Origin of the sequence: Arthrobacter sp. MA-N2 (genome assembly GCF_000517125.1) — a bacterium.
Classification (GTDB): domain Bacteria; phylum Actinomycetota; class Actinomycetes; order Actinomycetales; family Micrococcaceae; genus Arthrobacter; species Arthrobacter methylotrophus.
In genome coordinates this window covers 2,577,533-2,591,933 of the sequence record NZ_KI912155.1, presented here as the reverse complement: position 1 = coordinate 2,591,933, position 14,401 = coordinate 2,577,533, and the positions used below count along the sequence as shown (strand labels likewise).

Genomic DNA, 14,401 nt, shown 5'->3' with positions numbered 1-14,401 from the left:
CCAAACGGCTTACGATCACGATCGCCACCGGCAGTGCCGGGAGTGCCATCACGGTTGTCCCTGGAACGGAATCCTCGCGGCTCGCCCCCGGAATTGTTGTTGGCGCGGAACGGGCCGCGATCGCCACGGCCACCGCCGAAGTTGCCGCGGTTGCCGCTGTTGTGCTCAGCCATGATGGAGTTCCTCCTGTTGTGAGCTGACCACTGGCGCATGCGCAGCCGCTCTTATCCGTACTTTGTTCGCACGCCGCCGGGATCCGGCTCGTATCTCTCATGCAATTCTAGGTGAACACCTATCCCCCAACGCATTCAGGGGCCGAGTAATCAGCTCCCCGTGGGAATCATCACAACACCCAAACCTGAGTGAGCCCCTCCGACAGGCTTCCTGATCCAAGTCCAAGGGCGGAGAGTCTGCGCTTTGCGCAGCCAAAGAGTCAGAATCCTCAAACAACCCTCGCTCACTTACACCGACTCCCGCGCCGACGCCCGCTCACATATGCCGGGTCCCGGCCGGGCCCCCGCTCACATCTACGTGAGGGAGGGTTTGCGTGAAACGCCCGATACGTGATCGGGGGTTGCTGGCAACCGGTGCATACGTGATCGGGGGTTGTGGGAAGCGCCTGATAGGTGATGGAGGGTTGGGTTCCCGGGAGGCGGGCCCGCGGCTGGGCCGGACGCCCGCTCACGTATGCGCGGTTCGGGCCGGACGCCCGCTCACGTATGCGCGGTCCCGGCCCGACGCCCGCTCACTTGTAGGTGATGGAGGGTTTGGGTGAAACGCCCGATACGTGATGGAGGGTTGCTGGCAACCGGTGGATTGGTGATGGAGGGTTGGGGGGAAGCGCCCGATACGTGATGGAGGGTGGGGCCGTGGCCCGTGTGGGGGGCGGGGTTGGTGGGTGTGGTGGGGGGGGTGGTTTAAATGGTTCAGGCCCCGACATGTGTGTCGGGGCCTGAACGTTAATGGTTGTCCGGCGGTGTCCTACTCTCCCACACCCTCCCGGGTGCAGTACCATCGGCGCTGTGGGTCTTAGCTTCCGGGTTCGGAATGGGACCGGGCGTTTCCCCCACGCTATGACCGCCGTAACCCTGTTACCCGTCCCCTTTCGCCGTGTGGCGGGGGGGTGGGAAGTCTGGTTACAACTTGTCCAAACCCGGTTGAGGGGTTTGGTGGTGTTGTTATTCGGTTGTTGGTTCCTGGAGCAACGGGTTTTGTTGTTCGGGAACCACATAGTGGACGCAAGCAGTAATGGTTGTGTGGTGTAAGTTATCGGCCTATTAGTACCGGTCAGCTTCAACAGTCTTTAGTCCTGTCTTCCACATCCGGCCTATCAACCCAGTGGTCTGGCTGGGGGCCTCTCACACACGAGGTGTCTGGAAATCTCATCTTGAAGCGAGCTTCCCGCTTAGATGCTTTCAGCGGTTATCCCATCCGAACGTAGCTAATCAGCGGTGCACTTGGCAGTACAACTGACACACCAGAGGTTCGTCCGTCCCGGTCCTCTCGTACTAAGGACAGCCCTTCTCAAATTTCCTGCGCGCGCAGCGGATAGGGACCGAACTGTCTCACGACGTTCTAAACCCAGCTCGCGTACCGCTTTAATGGGCGAACAGCCCAACCCTTGGGACCTACTCCAGCCCCAGGATGCGACGAGCCGACATCGAGGTGCCAAACCATGCCGTCGATATGGACTCTTGGGCAAGATCAGCCTGTTATCCCCGAGGTACCTTTTATCCGTTGAGCGACGGCCATTCCACAATGTACCGCCGGATCACTAGTCCCGACTTTCGTCCCTGCTTGAGATGTCTCTCTCACAGTCAAGCTCCCTTGTGCACTTACACTCGACACCTGATTGCCAACCAGGCTGAGGGAACCTTTGGGCGCCTCCGTTACTTTTTAGGAGGCAACCGCCCCAGTTAAACTACCCATCAGGCACTGTCCCTGACCCGGATCACGGGCCGAAGTTAGATGTCCAAAGTGACCAGAGTGGTATTTCAACGATGACTCCACCCGAACTGGCGTCCGGGCTTCAACGTCTCCCACCTATCCTACACAAGCCACTCCGAACACCAATACCAAACTATAGTAAAGGTCTCGGGGTCTTTCCGTCCTGCTGCGCGTAACGAGCATCTTTACTCGTACTGCAATTTCGCCGAGTTTATGGTTGAGACAGCGGGGAAGTCGTTACTCCATTCGTGCAGGTCGGAACTTACCCGACAAGGAATTTCGCTACCTTAGGATGGTTATAGTTACCACCGCCGTTTACTGGGGCTTAAATTCTCAGCTTCGCCTTGCGGCTAACCGGTCCTCTTAACCTTCCAGCACCGGGCAGGAGTCAGTCCGTATACATCGTCTTGCGACTTCGCACGGACCTGTGTTTTTAGTAAACAGTCGCTTCCCCCTGGTCTCTGCGGCCCCGATCCCCTCCCACCAGCAAGTGGTGTTCAAGGTAGGGGCCCCCCTTCTCCCGAAGTTACGGGGGCATTTTGCCGAGTTCCTTAACCATAATTCTCTCGATCGCCTTGGTATTCTCTACCTGATCACCTGTGTCGGTTTGGGGTACGGGCGGCTGGAACCTCGCGTCGATGCTTTTCTAGGCAGCATAGGATCACCGGATCCCCCCGAACGGGGGTCCCATCAGATCTCAGGAACGTCATCAAAGACACAGCGACGGATTTGCCTATCGCTGACCCTACATCCTTAGACCGGGGCAACCATCGCCCGGCCCGGCTACCTTCCTGCGTCACACCTGTTAATACGCTTACCTCCCGGGATCAGATCCCGCGCTCGGCCAAAACCCGCACACCACAAGGGTGATTGGGCAGGCTCCGGGCGGTTAGTATCCCCCGCTTGGCATGGGCGGTCCTTCGCCGGTACGGGAATATCAACCCGTTGTCCATCGACTACGCCTGTCGGCCTCGCCTTAGGTCCCGACTTACCCAGGGCAGATTAGCTTGACCCTGGAACCCTTGATCATTCGGCGGACGGGTTTCTCACCCGTCTTTCGCTACTCATGCCTGCATTCTCACTCGTGTAGGCTCCACCGCTGGTTTACACCGCGACTTCACCGCCCACACGACGCTCCCCTACCACTCCAGACGACTGAACCACGAAGGCTTGTCTACTATCTGAAATCCACAACTTCGGCGGTGTACTTGAGCCCCGCTACATTGTCGGCGCGGAATCACTTGACCAGTGAGCTATTACGCACTCTTTCAAGGATGGCTGCTTCTAAGCCAACCTCCTGGTTGTCTTCGCAACTCCACATCCTTTCCCACTTAGCACACGCTTAGGGGCCTTAGTTGGTGGTCTGGGCTGTTTCCCTCTCGACTATGAAGCTTATCCCCCACAGTCTCACTGCTGCGCTCTCACTTACCGGCATTCGGAGTTTGGCTGACGTCAGTAACCTTGTAGGGCCCATCGGCCATCCAGTAGCTCTACCTCCGGCAAGAAACACGCAACGCTGCACCTAAATGCATTTCGGGGAGAACCAGCTATCACGGAGTTTGATTGGCCTTTCACCCCTACCCACAGCTCATCCCCTCCATTTTCAACTGAAGTGGGTTCGGTCCTCCACGACGTCTTACCGTCGCTTCAACCTGGCCATGGGTAGATCACTCCGCTTCGGGTCTAGATCACGCCACTAACTCGCCCTATTCAGACTCGCTTTCGCTACGGCTACCCCACACGGGTTAACCTCGCGACGTAACACTAACTCGCAGGCTCATTCTTCAAAAGGCACGCCGTCACAACTACAAGGCTGCTCCGACGGATTGTAAGCACACGGTTTCAGGTACTGTTTCACTCCCCTCCCGGGGTACTTTTCACCTTTCCCTCACGGTACTGGTCCGCTATCGGTCATTAGGAAGTATTTAGGCTTATCAGGTGGTCCTGACAGATTCACACGGGATTTCTCGGGCCCCGTGCTACTTGGGATCCTCTCCAGGCGGTACACAACATTACGGTTACGGGGCTAACACCCTCTCCGGCCGGCCTTTCAAGACCGTTCACCTATGCCTGCACCCACACCCCACCGGTCCGGCAGAACCAGTACGGAAAGTCCCACAACCCCGCCCATGCAACGCCCGCCGGCTATCACACATGGAACGGTTTGGCCTCATCCGCGTTCGCTCGCCACTACTAACGGAATCACTCTTGTTTTCTCTTCCTGCGGGTACTGAGATGTTTCACTTCCCCGCGTTCCCTCCACACACCCTATGTGTTCAGATGCGGGTCACCAGATCACGCCTAAACGCCCCTGGCGGGGTTTCCCCATTCGGACATCCTGGGATCACAGTCCGGTTATCGACTCCCCCAGGCTTATCGCAGATTCCTACGTCCTTCTTCGGCTCCTAATGCCAAGGCATCCACCGTGTGCCCTTAAAAACTTGACCACACAAAGATCAAAAACTCTCGAAAGAACCAAACCACCGAAATGGCCGGGTTCATAAAAAAGAAATTGCTGTAAGACACGCAAACAAACACCAAAATGCCTGCCGCGCGCCTAGATGCTCGCGTCCACTATGTAGTTCTCAAACAACAACCCCGTACCACACACCCCGCACCAGCCCCCCACCCCCACAACAGGAACAGGAAACCACACGCACGAACCATGCAGCCAGGAAACCAGAAACAAACAAACCCGGAACAAACCAGACAACCCTCACAGGCCACCCAACCCCTCCCGGCCCTGTTGCCTCAGGACCCAACAGTGTGCCAAACACGAACACCAACACCCTCCCCGCACCCTTCCAGACCACCCCCCGCAAAACGAGGAACAACCGTACTAAGCACAGAAAAAACACCGGCCGCTATCTGCTGAAATTCCACCCATGAGCACCCACCGCAGAACGAACGCCTGCGCAATGGGCTTTGCTTCCACACACCCCCGAACCATCCATGCAGACAGCACAGGGGCAATAATGGTGCTCCTTAGAAAGGAGGTGATCCAGCCGCACCTTCCGGTACGGCTACCTTGTTACGACTTAGTCCCAATCGCCGGTCCCACCTTCGACAGCTCCCTCCCACAAAGGGGTTAGGCCACCGGCTTCGGGTGTTACCAACTTTCGTGACTTGACGGGCGGTGTGTACAAGGCCCGGGAACGTATTCACCGCAGCGTTGCTGATCTGCGATTACTAGCGACTCCGACTTCATGGGGTCGAGTTGCAGACCCCAATCCGAACTGAGACCGGCTTTTTGGGATTAGCTCCACCTCACAGTATCGCAACCCTTTGTACCGGCCATTGTAGCATGCGTGAAGCCCAAGACATAAGGGGCATGATGATTTGACGTCGTCCCCACCTTCCTCCGAGTTGACCCCGGCAGTCTCCTATGAGTCCCCGCCATCACGCGCTGGCAACATAGAACGAGGGTTGCGCTCGTTGCGGGACTTAACCCAACATCTCACGACACGAGCTGACGACAACCATGCACCACCTGTGAACCAGCCTCAAGAGGGGAACGCATCTCTGCGCTTTACTAGTCCATGTCAAGCCTTGGTAAGGTTCTTCGCGTTGCATCGAATTAATCCGCATGCTCCGCCGCTTGTGCGGGCCCCCGTCAATTCCTTTGAGTTTTAGCCTTGCGGCCGTACTCCCCAGGCGGGGCACTTAATGCGTTAGCTACGGCGCGGAAAACGTGGAATGTCCCCCACACCTAGTGCCCAACGTTTACGGCATGGACTACCAGGGTATCTAATCCTGTTCGCTCCCCATGCTTTCGCTCCTCAGCGTCAGTTAATGCCCAGAGACCTGCCTTCGCCATCGGTGTTCCTCCTGATATCTGCGCATTTCACCGCTACACCAGGAATTCCAGTCTCCCCTACATCACTCTAGTCTGCCCGTACCCACTGCAGAACCGGAGTTGAGCCCCGGTCTTTCACAGCAGACGCGACAAACCGCCTACGAGCTCTTTACGCCCAATAATTCCGGATAACGCTTGCGCCCTACGTATTACCGCGGCTGCTGGCACGTAGTTAGCCGGCGCTTCTTCTGCAGGTACCGTCACTTACGCTTCTTCCCTACTGAAAGAGGTTTACAACCCGAAGGCCGTCATCCCTCACGCGGCGTCGCTGCATCAGGCTTTCGCCCATTGTGCAATATTCCCCACTGCTGCCTCCCGTAGGAGTCTGGGCCGTGTCTCAGTCCCAGTGTGGCCGGTCACCCTCTCAGGCCGGCTACCCGTCGTCGCCTTGGTAGGCCATTACCCCACCAACAAGCTGATAGGCCGCGAGTCCATCCAAAACCGCAAAAGCTTTCCACCACCACCACATGCGCGGAGCGGTCATATCCGGTATTAGACCCAGTTTCCCAGGCTTATCCCAGAGTCAAGGGCAGGTTACTCACGTGTTACTCACCCGTTCGCCACTAATCCCCCCAGCAAGCTGGAGATCATCGTTCGACTTGCATGTGTTAAGCACGCCGCCAGCGTTCATCCTGAGCCAGGATCAAACTCTCCGTTGAAGTAAAACAAAAACAGACACAACCACCACCACCGGAAACAACGGCGACAGGGCTGCACAAAATTTGAAACCAGCTGAAAACCAGACCCCACCCACAAAAACAGACAAGGCCCGGCAAAATCAACCAATTCAATAAAAAATCGGTATCAACAAACTTGGCACACTATTGAGTTCTCAAACAACAGACACAATCCGAATACTTCTCGAAACAAATTCAATTGAATTTCAATGTTCCGCATTTCTTCGCTGCGATATTTATACTGTATTTGATTCATATTCACTTTGCAAATCCGGGATATTTTCCCTGAATTCACATAAGTGAACCGAATCGCCCCGCAGAGTCCGCAATTTTTCCGGCTTCCAGACTTTCATTGGAATCGGATAATTCACGCTTGTAGGGATTTTGTCGCAATTTGTCCGCATCAGCGGCAGCGACTCAGAAAACAATACACGCTGCCCGGAGGCCACGCAAGTCAGCCTCGGGGGAACGTGCAGGGAGTCAAAGACCTGTCAGACAGTCACTTCGACAGTCGCCAGATTCTTCTTCCCACGGCGCAGCAACAGGTAGCGGCCGTGGAGCAGCTCGGCCCGGTCGATCACGGCGTCGGGGTCGGTCACTTTGCTGTTGTTCACGTAGGCGCCGCCCTCCCCCACAGTGCGTCGAGCAGCAGATTTACTCTCGGACAATCCCGACGCAACCAAAAGATCAACGATGCCCAGGCCATCGGCGCTAATCGAGGCAGACGGCAACTCGGCCGTTGCGGATGCCAGGGTCACCTCGTCCAGAACCGACAGATCACCATTGCCGAACAAAGCCGCGGATGCCGCGATCACCTTTTCCGTAGCATCCACCCCGTGCACCAGCGAGGTGACTTCGTAGGCTAGCCTGCGCTGGCCCTCACGTGCGAACGGACGCTCGGCAACTGCTGCTCCGAGTTCCTCGATCTCGGCCCGGCTAAGGAAGGTGAAGACCTTAAGCCGATCAACGACGTCGGCATCAGCGGTATTGAGCCAGAACTGGTAGAAGGCGTACGGGCTGCACATGTGGGCATCGAGCCAAATCGCATTGCCTTCGCTCTTACCGAACTTGGTGCCATCCGAGTTGGTGATCAACGGGGTACCGAGGGCATGGACACTCTTCGCATCGACTTTGCGGATCAACTCCGTCCCGCTCGTGAGGTTGCCCCACTGATCCGAGCCACCGGTTTGCAACACGCAGCCGTAATCGCGGTTCAACTGCAGGTAATCCATGCCTTGCAGGATCTGGTAACTGAACTCCGTGTAACTGATGCCCTCATCGGAGCTGAGACGGGACGCAACGGCATCCTTGCGAAGCATGGTGCCCACGCGGAAGTGCTTGCCGATTTCACGCAGGAAGTCGATGGCACTGAGCGGCGCGGTCCAGTCAAGGTTGTTCACCATGCGTGCGGCATTGTCCCCCTCGAAGCTGAGGAAGCGGCGGACCTGCGCCTGGAGGTAGCCGACCCACTCCGAGACCGTGTCCTTGGTGTTCAAGGTGCGTTCCGCCGTCGGCCGCGGGTCGCCGATCAGCCCGGTAGAGCCGCCCACGAGGCCAAGCGGCTTGTGACCGGCCAACTGCAAGCGGCGCATGAGCAAGAGCTGCACCAAGTTGCCCAGATGCAGAGACGGCGCCGTCGGGTCGAAGCCGCAGTAATACGTGATCGGGTCCCCGGCGAGCAGTTTTTCCAATTCCGTTTCGTCGGTGGAAACGTGAATCAGGCCGCGCCATGTGAGCTCTTGCCAAATATTGGCAAAGCCCGGGTCGTTGTGCTGGGACTCGAGGTTGTTTACGTGTGACACGAGTTCTAAGTTAGCAGGATTTGCCGCTGGGCTTCAGCGCTCAATCCCCGCCGGCAGTGGAGCCGCCGCGATAAGCCGCAGTCGCTGCGTCGGACGCGTCATCGCAACGTAGAGATCGCCCACCTTGCCATGTTCGTGGTTGAGCATGGCAGCGGGCTCCAGAACTACGACGCCGTCGAATTCAAGGCCCTTGGCTTCCTTGGGGTTGATGACCACGATGTCCTGGGAGTAGCTGCCCGCTCCTGTGCCGACGCGGTGGCCATAGACTCTCCGGAGGGCGGCAGCGGCTTGCGGCAGCAGGGCGCCGTCGGCAATCACGGCGAGGAGGCCGCCGTCGATCGCTTCCAGTTCCTCCGGGAGGACCTCAACGAGGCGGTCTATCATCCCCGCTCCCTCCACGCGGTCCACGATGGGCGACCATTTGCCTTCGCGGACGGCCTTGGGGGCCGAGACAACCAGCCCTGCGCGGTTCGCCATGCGGACCGCAGCTTCGGCGATCTGCGAGGGGGTCCGGTAGTTGACGGTAAGTTCTTCGAGCTGCCAGCGGTCCCCGAACGACGGCGCGAGGGCACTTTGCCAGGAGTTCGCACCGGCAGAGGAACTCGTCTGTGCGATGTCGCCGACAATCGTGAAGGACTTCAACGGGCAGCGGCGGACCAACAGCCGCCACTGCATGGGCGAGAGCTCCTGGGCTTCGTCCACCACAATGTGTCCGAACGCCCAGGAACGGTCGCTCGTGGCCCGTTCGGCCGCCGTCAGGCGCGTTTCACGCTCCTGGTTCTGGTCTGCCAGCTCCTCGGCCGTCATCAACACATCGACGCCCATGGCCTCCATGTTGACCAGGGTCTGCTTGGCGTTCGCGATGTCGCGGGCACGGTCGTGCTCTTGCTGGGCCAGTCCCCTGCCGGCGGCAGGATCCAGTTCACCCAGAAGCTCAGCGGCCTCGTCGAGTAGCGGGACATCGGCTTCCGTCCACGGAGAATCCGCGGGGCGAAGCAAGAGGGCACGCTGTGCCGGCGTGAGGTGCGGAGTGCACGCCTCCAAAATGGCAGGCTTGCTGAAGAGCTCGGACACGAGCTTCTCGGGCGTCATGGGCATCCAGCACAGGTTCAGGACGATCCTGACATCGCGTGCCGAGCGGACGTCCTCGGCGAGGTAGGAGCGGTCGGCGTTGTTGCCGACATTCGATTCCTCGACGATCTCCGTCAGCTGCTCCGTGAGTTCGCGCAGCAGGATCTTCACGAACGTCACGCGTGCTTCGTTGTGCGGCTTGCCGGTGGCGCGTGCACGGTCGCGGGCGCGGCGCACTTGCCGTACCGTGAGGGTGAGCTTGCGGGAATCGACCTCGAGAATGCGGTCCTCGGCGGGAGTCCTCTGGCGGTTGGCCACGGCATTGGCAATAACGTCGGCCATGTTGAGCTTGCCCTTGAGCGCGGCGACGTCGGGATCCGTTTCGGGCACGGCATGGATGCCGGGCATGAGGCGGCCCAGGCTCGCCATGACGACGCCGGTCTCGCCAAGCGAAGGCAGGACCCGCTCGATGTAGTGCATAAACGACGACGAAGGCCCAACGAGCAGCACGCCCGCGGACTTCAGCCGGTCCCGGTGGGTATACAACAGGTAGGCGGCGCGGTGGAGCGCGACGGCGGTCTTGCCGGTACCGGGACCGCCCTGGACCACCAAGGCACCCGAAATGGAGGACCGGATGATGCGGTCCTGCTCGGACTGGATGGTGCCGACGATGTCGGACATGCGGCCGGTTCGCTTCGAATTGAGGGCTGCGAGAAGGGCCCCCTCGCCTTGGAGGGAAGCGTTGTCCGCCAGCATGCTGGCATCCAGCACGTCGTCTTCGATTGCCTTGACCTCGCGGCCTTGCAGGATCAGGTGACGACGACGGCGGACGCCCTGCCGGTCGAAGGCGGTGGCCTGGTAGAAGTGGCCGGCTTCGGGGGCGCGCCAGTCCACCATGAGCCGCTGGAGGTCGGCCGTGGACAGTCCGATGCGGCCAATGTATTGGGCCTCACCGGAGTCCAGGTCGAGGCGCCCGAACACGAGGCGGTCGTCGACGGCGTCGAGCTGCGCGAGGCGGTCCTCGTACAGCGCGGCGAAGGCGTCCCGTTCGGAGACGTTCTGCATGGTGCCCACCGCTCCGGCGCGCCGGACTTGCGCCAGCTGTTGGCGCTTCTCCTCCCGCAGCTCATCCAGACGCGAGTAGAGACCGGCCACGTACTCGCGTTCGTGGAGCAAATCAGCGTCGTGCATCGAAACGTTCCCCTATCGAAAAAGACGGACCGTCCATTCTACAGCGGTTTTGCTTGACGCGCGTGAAACTGCCCGCAAGGCGGTGCGTCACACAATGTTCACCCCATGCTTACCTTCAGAGGTTTTCCGCCATGCCCGGCGATGCTTCAATGCTGCAATGCAGCACGACCTTGCCCTCACCCGACACGGCATCAGCCTTGTCCCTCTCTCCCCAGACCATGCCGGTCCGCTGTTCGACTTCGTGGATCCCGGCTTGTGGTCCGGCATGGCAGCCGAGCAACCTTTGAGCGCCTCGGAGCTGGCGGAACTCTTCGCAGCCCGCCTGGCGGATCCTGACACCATCCCCTTCGCCGTCGTCGAGCAGCGGACGGGGGCACTGCTCGGCACCACTTCCCTGTACGAGTACAGTCCCCGCCAGCAGCGTCTGGAGATCGGCGGCACTTTTTACGGGCGCCCGTTCTGGGGCAGCCACGTCAATCCGGCCGCGAAACAACTGCTGCTGGCCTACTCCTTCGATGAGCTGGCCGTCCACCGGGTCGCATTCCGCTGCGATGCCCGCAACACGCGCAGCGCCTCCGCCATTCAGCGACTGGGGGCCAGCTACGAGGGCACCCTGCGCGGGCATCGCTTCGCTCCCGACGGCACCCGCTGCGACACCGCCGTTTTCTCGATCCTGCACGAGGAGTGGCCTCGGGTGCGGGAGGCCTTGCTTCGTCGGCTGGCCCCCTTCGAAATGAGCGACAACCGGTGCGCGTACATCGCTGAGCCAGTACAGCCCGAACACGCAGCCTAAGGCACGCCTTCCCCGGGGGCTCCTAGACGGTCCGACCGCGGGCCGCCTTGTACCTGGACACCGTCGGATCCCCGGAGAGCCAAAACCGCCACGGGTAGTCGGCCGAGCCGCCGTCGCCGGCCACTCCTACGCGGGGACCGCTGGCCACGGCCGATCGGGCCGCCGAAGTGCCCGGAAGTTCGAGGCCGAAGGGCTCGGCCAAGGCGTCCCGGCCACTGTCCGCCGTCGTCAGCCCCAAAGCGGAAGCAAGCCGTGCCGGTCCGCTGGCCAAGTCCGTCGGCGATCTGGACGCCCGACGGCGGGACTGTGCCAAGGCCTGCCCGGCCACCACCTCACCGGCGCGCAGCAGCAGCGCCGACGCAACGCCATCGGGACCGCAGACAATGTTGGCGCAATAATGCATACCGTAGGTGAAGTAGACGTAAAGGTGGCCGGCGGGACCGAACATCGGGGCGTTCCGGGCGGTGGGGCCGCCGTAGGTGTGCGATCCCGGATCGGGCTGATCCGAGTGCTTTGGGCCCAGATAGGCCTCCACCTCGCTCAGCCGCACGGACACCGTGCCTTCCGGTGTCCGGTGGCTCAGCACGGCGCCGAGGAGCAAAGGGGCCACGTCCCGCGGATCTCCGGAAAGAACGGCCCGGATGGCCTCCGGGGATGAACCCTGCGTTGTCATGCCCAGACCCTAACAAAATCCGCTGGGCAGAATCACCGCCGGCGATGTCCGATTTCCGCTAGGAACAGTGCGCCGGGGCTGCAAGGATGAAGTCATGGACTTTTGGCAACGCTACCGCGCCATCGACGCGCGGGATCCCCGCTTCGACGGCCAATTCTTCACGGCCGTCCGCACGACGGGCATCTATTGCCGGCCCTCATGCCCGGCCCGGACGCCCAAAGCCGAAAACGTGACGTTCTACGAAACCTCAGCCGCTGCGCACGACGCCGGGTACAGGGCGTGCAAACGCTGCCTCCCCGAGGCGGTTCCAGGCACGCCCGCGTGGAACCTCCGCTCGGATGTTGCCGGCCGGGCGATGCGGCTGATCAACGATGGCGCGATATCCCGGGTGGGTGTCGAAGGACTCGCCACCCGTTTGGGCTACTCTTCCCGCCAGCTCAACAGGATCCTCAGCCATGAACTTGGCGCCGGGCCACTGTCTTTGGCCCGGGCCAGCCGGGCCCAAACGGCCAGGACGCTCCTGGTATCCACCTCGATGAAGCTCTCCGACGTCGCGTTCGCCGCCGGGTTCAACAGTGTCCGCCAGTTCAACGACACCATCAACGAGGTCTTCGCCCTGACCCCGACGGGACTGCGGGCCACCGCGAAACCGTTAGACCATCAGGGCAAGCCGGGCGAGGCCACCGCCCTGACCCTCAACCTGCCCTATCGGAAGCCTTTTGATACGGGGATTTTCGACTTCCTCGCCGCCCGCGCGGTTCCCGGGATCGAGCTGGCGGGCGGGAATGGTTCTGCATACAGTTATGCGCGAACCCTCCGCTTGCCTCGCGGCAATGCCGCGTTCACCGTGGAGTACGACGCCGGGGCTCGCGGCGGTGCGCTGACCCTCGCGGTCAGCTCCTTGGATCTCCACGATCTCCCGGTCCTTCTGAGCCGCGTGCGGCGGTTGTTCGATCTTGACGCCGATCCGGTAGCAGTGGACGAAGCCCTTGCCTCCGATGCCAGGATCGGCCCATCAGTCCGTGAGACGCCCGGAATGAGGGTTCCGGGCGCGGTGGATCCCCAGGAACTTCTGATCCGAGCGATGATCGGCCAACAAATCACCGTGGCTGCGGCCCGGACCGCCTTGACCCAACTTTCCGGTGCCGGAACACGCCTGCCGGAAGGACACGCCGGACATGCACCGGGACTGGATCGGCTGTTCCCCACAGCCGGGGAAATCGCCCGCTCGGGCCGGGAATTGCTGAGGGGACCCCAGCGCCGCATAGATTCCGTGCTCGCCGCAGCGGCTGCGATGGCCAGCGGGGAACTCGACTTCGACTATGGTGACGAGCCCCAAACGCTTGCCGACAAGCTTCTGCCGCTGCCCGGCGTCGGGCCCTGGACCGTGGGCTATGTGGCGATGAGGGTCATCGGGGATCCGGATGTTTTTCTGGCCAACGATGCAGCGGTCCGAAACGGACTCAAGAATCTCGAGGCCGCTGAGGAACTGCCGGCCGACTTCCGCAATGTGAGCCCGTGGCGCTCCTACGCCACGATGCACCTCTGGAGGGCGGCCGCCAGCAAACGCCGCAGCGTCAATGCGCCGCCGGAACGCTCGATGGCCATGGCAGCAGCTCGGGCAAGTCCACACCGTCCGCGTCGGCAGAGGCCCGTAGGCTCCCCAGCGTAGGCGTCCGACCGGCGAGCCACGCCGCGATATCCGTGATCATGCCGTTGATGGCAACGGACTGCCGCCCCGAGCCGATGACAGTCTGCGGTAGGCCCAGCGGCTGGAGCACGAATTTCTGCTCTACGGGAACACGGGCCGAAAGGAAATCGAAGAGATGCTCGCAGAATTCCCGGCTCCAGGTCTCCGGGCCGCGACCCATTCCCAGATCCGTCACGTGGATGACCAGTTCGCGCCAAAGCGCCAGGCCGCCGTCGAGCACTGTTCCGTCCCGGAATCTGATCCGGGTGTTCCAGCCGGACTCGACGAGTCCGTCGAAGGCCCGCAGGGCCCTGGCGAGGGCGGCTTCGGTGGCGGCACGGTGTTCGGCGAGGCTATGGCTCGCCGCCAGCTCAATGGCCTTGGTGCGGGCCTCATAGCCGCCGTCATAGATATCGACGGTCTCGCCGCGGGCGGCGTACTCCAGCTGGCGGGCTATCGCGTTGGAAATGCCGGCAATGTGCGCCAGCACGTGGCCTCGGGTCCATCCGGGCAGCTCGGAGGGTGCCGTGACCTGCGCGTCGTCAAGTTTCGCGACAACGTCGGTGACAATGCCGGCTGCTTTGTGGAGCTCGGCAAGAAGCGCGGAGGTAGTGATCTCGGTCATAGCGCCATAGTAACGGACAACGCTCCTTCACCTTTGGCATAAAATCGACCGACCCTCCTGCAGATCTTGCTGAAGG

General features: G+C 61.0%; 7 protein-coding genes and 3 rRNA genes. 3 read left to right on the top strand and 7 right to left on the bottom strand.

Annotation, left to right across the window (positions count from 1 at the left end; genetic code table 11):
- On the top strand, positions 1-200 hold a 200-nt coding region (locus A3M3_RS28540; RefSeq protein WP_035741727.1), incomplete at its 5' end, for a hypothetical protein.
- Positions 201-968: 768 nt separating this feature from the next.
- On the opposite strand, the gene rrf is transcribed toward A3M3_RS28540, so the two are convergent.
- The 5 genes from rrf to A3M3_RS0112755 all read right to left on the bottom strand — a co-directional run bounded on the left by rrf (position 969) and on the right by A3M3_RS0112755 (position 10,544).
- Positions 969-1,085 (bottom strand): 5S ribosomal RNA (gene rrf, locus A3M3_RS0112775).
- Positions 1,086-1,256: 171 nt separating this feature from the next.
- Positions 1,257-4,394, bottom strand: a 23S ribosomal RNA gene (locus A3M3_RS0112770).
- A gap of 542 nt (positions 4,395-4,936) precedes the next feature.
- A 16S ribosomal RNA gene (locus A3M3_RS0112765) occupies positions 4,937-6,462 on the bottom strand.
- The 16S, 23S and 5S rRNA genes sit together here, the layout of an rRNA operon.
- Before the next feature lie 509 nt (positions 6,463-6,971).
- Positions 6,972-8,282: a tyrosine--tRNA ligase gene (gene tyrS, locus A3M3_RS0112760; protein ID WP_028266666.1), complete on the bottom strand. Its 1,311-nt coding sequence runs from the start codon at positions 8,280-8,282 to the stop codon at positions 6,972-6,974.
- Between the two features lie 33 nt (positions 8,283-8,315).
- On the bottom strand, positions 8,316-10,544 hold the full coding sequence (locus A3M3_RS0112755; protein ID WP_028266665.1) for an AAA family ATPase: 2,229 nt from the start codon (positions 10,542-10,544) through the stop codon (positions 8,316-8,318).
- 157 nt (positions 10,545-10,701) lie between these two features.
- Between A3M3_RS0112755 and A3M3_RS24955 the strand changes: the two genes are divergently transcribed.
- Positions 10,702-11,337, top strand: a complete 636-nt coding sequence (locus A3M3_RS24955) for a GNAT family N-acetyltransferase (protein ID WP_051423155.1) — start codon at positions 10,702-10,704, stop codon at positions 11,335-11,337.
- 22 nt (positions 11,338-11,359) lie between these two features.
- Here the strand turns inward: A3M3_RS24955 and A3M3_RS0112745 are convergent, their stop codons facing one another.
- Positions 11,360-12,010: a DNA-3-methyladenine glycosylase gene (locus A3M3_RS0112745; protein WP_028266664.1), complete on the bottom strand. Its 651-nt coding sequence runs from the start codon at positions 12,008-12,010 to the stop codon at positions 11,360-11,362.
- Positions 12,011-12,104: 94 nt separating this feature from the next.
- On the opposite strand from A3M3_RS0112745, the gene A3M3_RS24950 reads away from it, so the two are divergent.
- Complete coding sequence (locus A3M3_RS24950) at positions 12,105-13,682, top strand: AlkA N-terminal domain-containing protein (RefSeq protein ID WP_051423154.1); 1,578 nt, start codon at positions 12,105-12,107, stop codon at positions 13,680-13,682.
- Here the strand turns inward: A3M3_RS24950 and A3M3_RS0112735 are convergent.
- On the bottom strand, positions 13,588-14,325 hold the full coding sequence (locus A3M3_RS0112735; RefSeq protein ID WP_028266663.1) for a maleylpyruvate isomerase family mycothiol-dependent enzyme: 738 nt from the start codon (positions 14,323-14,325) through the stop codon (positions 13,588-13,590). The genes A3M3_RS24950 and A3M3_RS0112735 overlap by 95 nt on opposite strands.
- Positions 14,326-14,401 lie beyond the last annotated feature (76 nt).

Coding starts and splice junctions, on each gene's coding strand:
- A3M3_RS0112755 (WP_028266665.1), bottom strand. CDS start 10,544: ATGCACGACGCTGATTTGCTCCACGAACGCGAGTACGTGGCCGGTCTC.
- A3M3_RS24955 (WP_051423155.1), top strand. CDS start 10,702: ATGCAGCACGACCTTGCCCTCACCCGACACGGCATCAGCCTTGTCCCT.
- A3M3_RS0112745 (WP_028266664.1), bottom strand. CDS start 12,010: ATGACAACGCAGGGTTCATCCCCGGAGGCCATCCGGGCCGTTCTTTCC.
- A3M3_RS24950 (WP_051423154.1), top strand. CDS start 12,105: ATGGACTTTTGGCAACGCTACCGCGCCATCGACGCGCGGGATCCCCGC.
- A3M3_RS0112735 (WP_028266663.1), bottom strand. CDS start 14,325: ATGACCGAGATCACTACCTCCGCGCTTCTTGCCGAGCTCCACAAAGCA.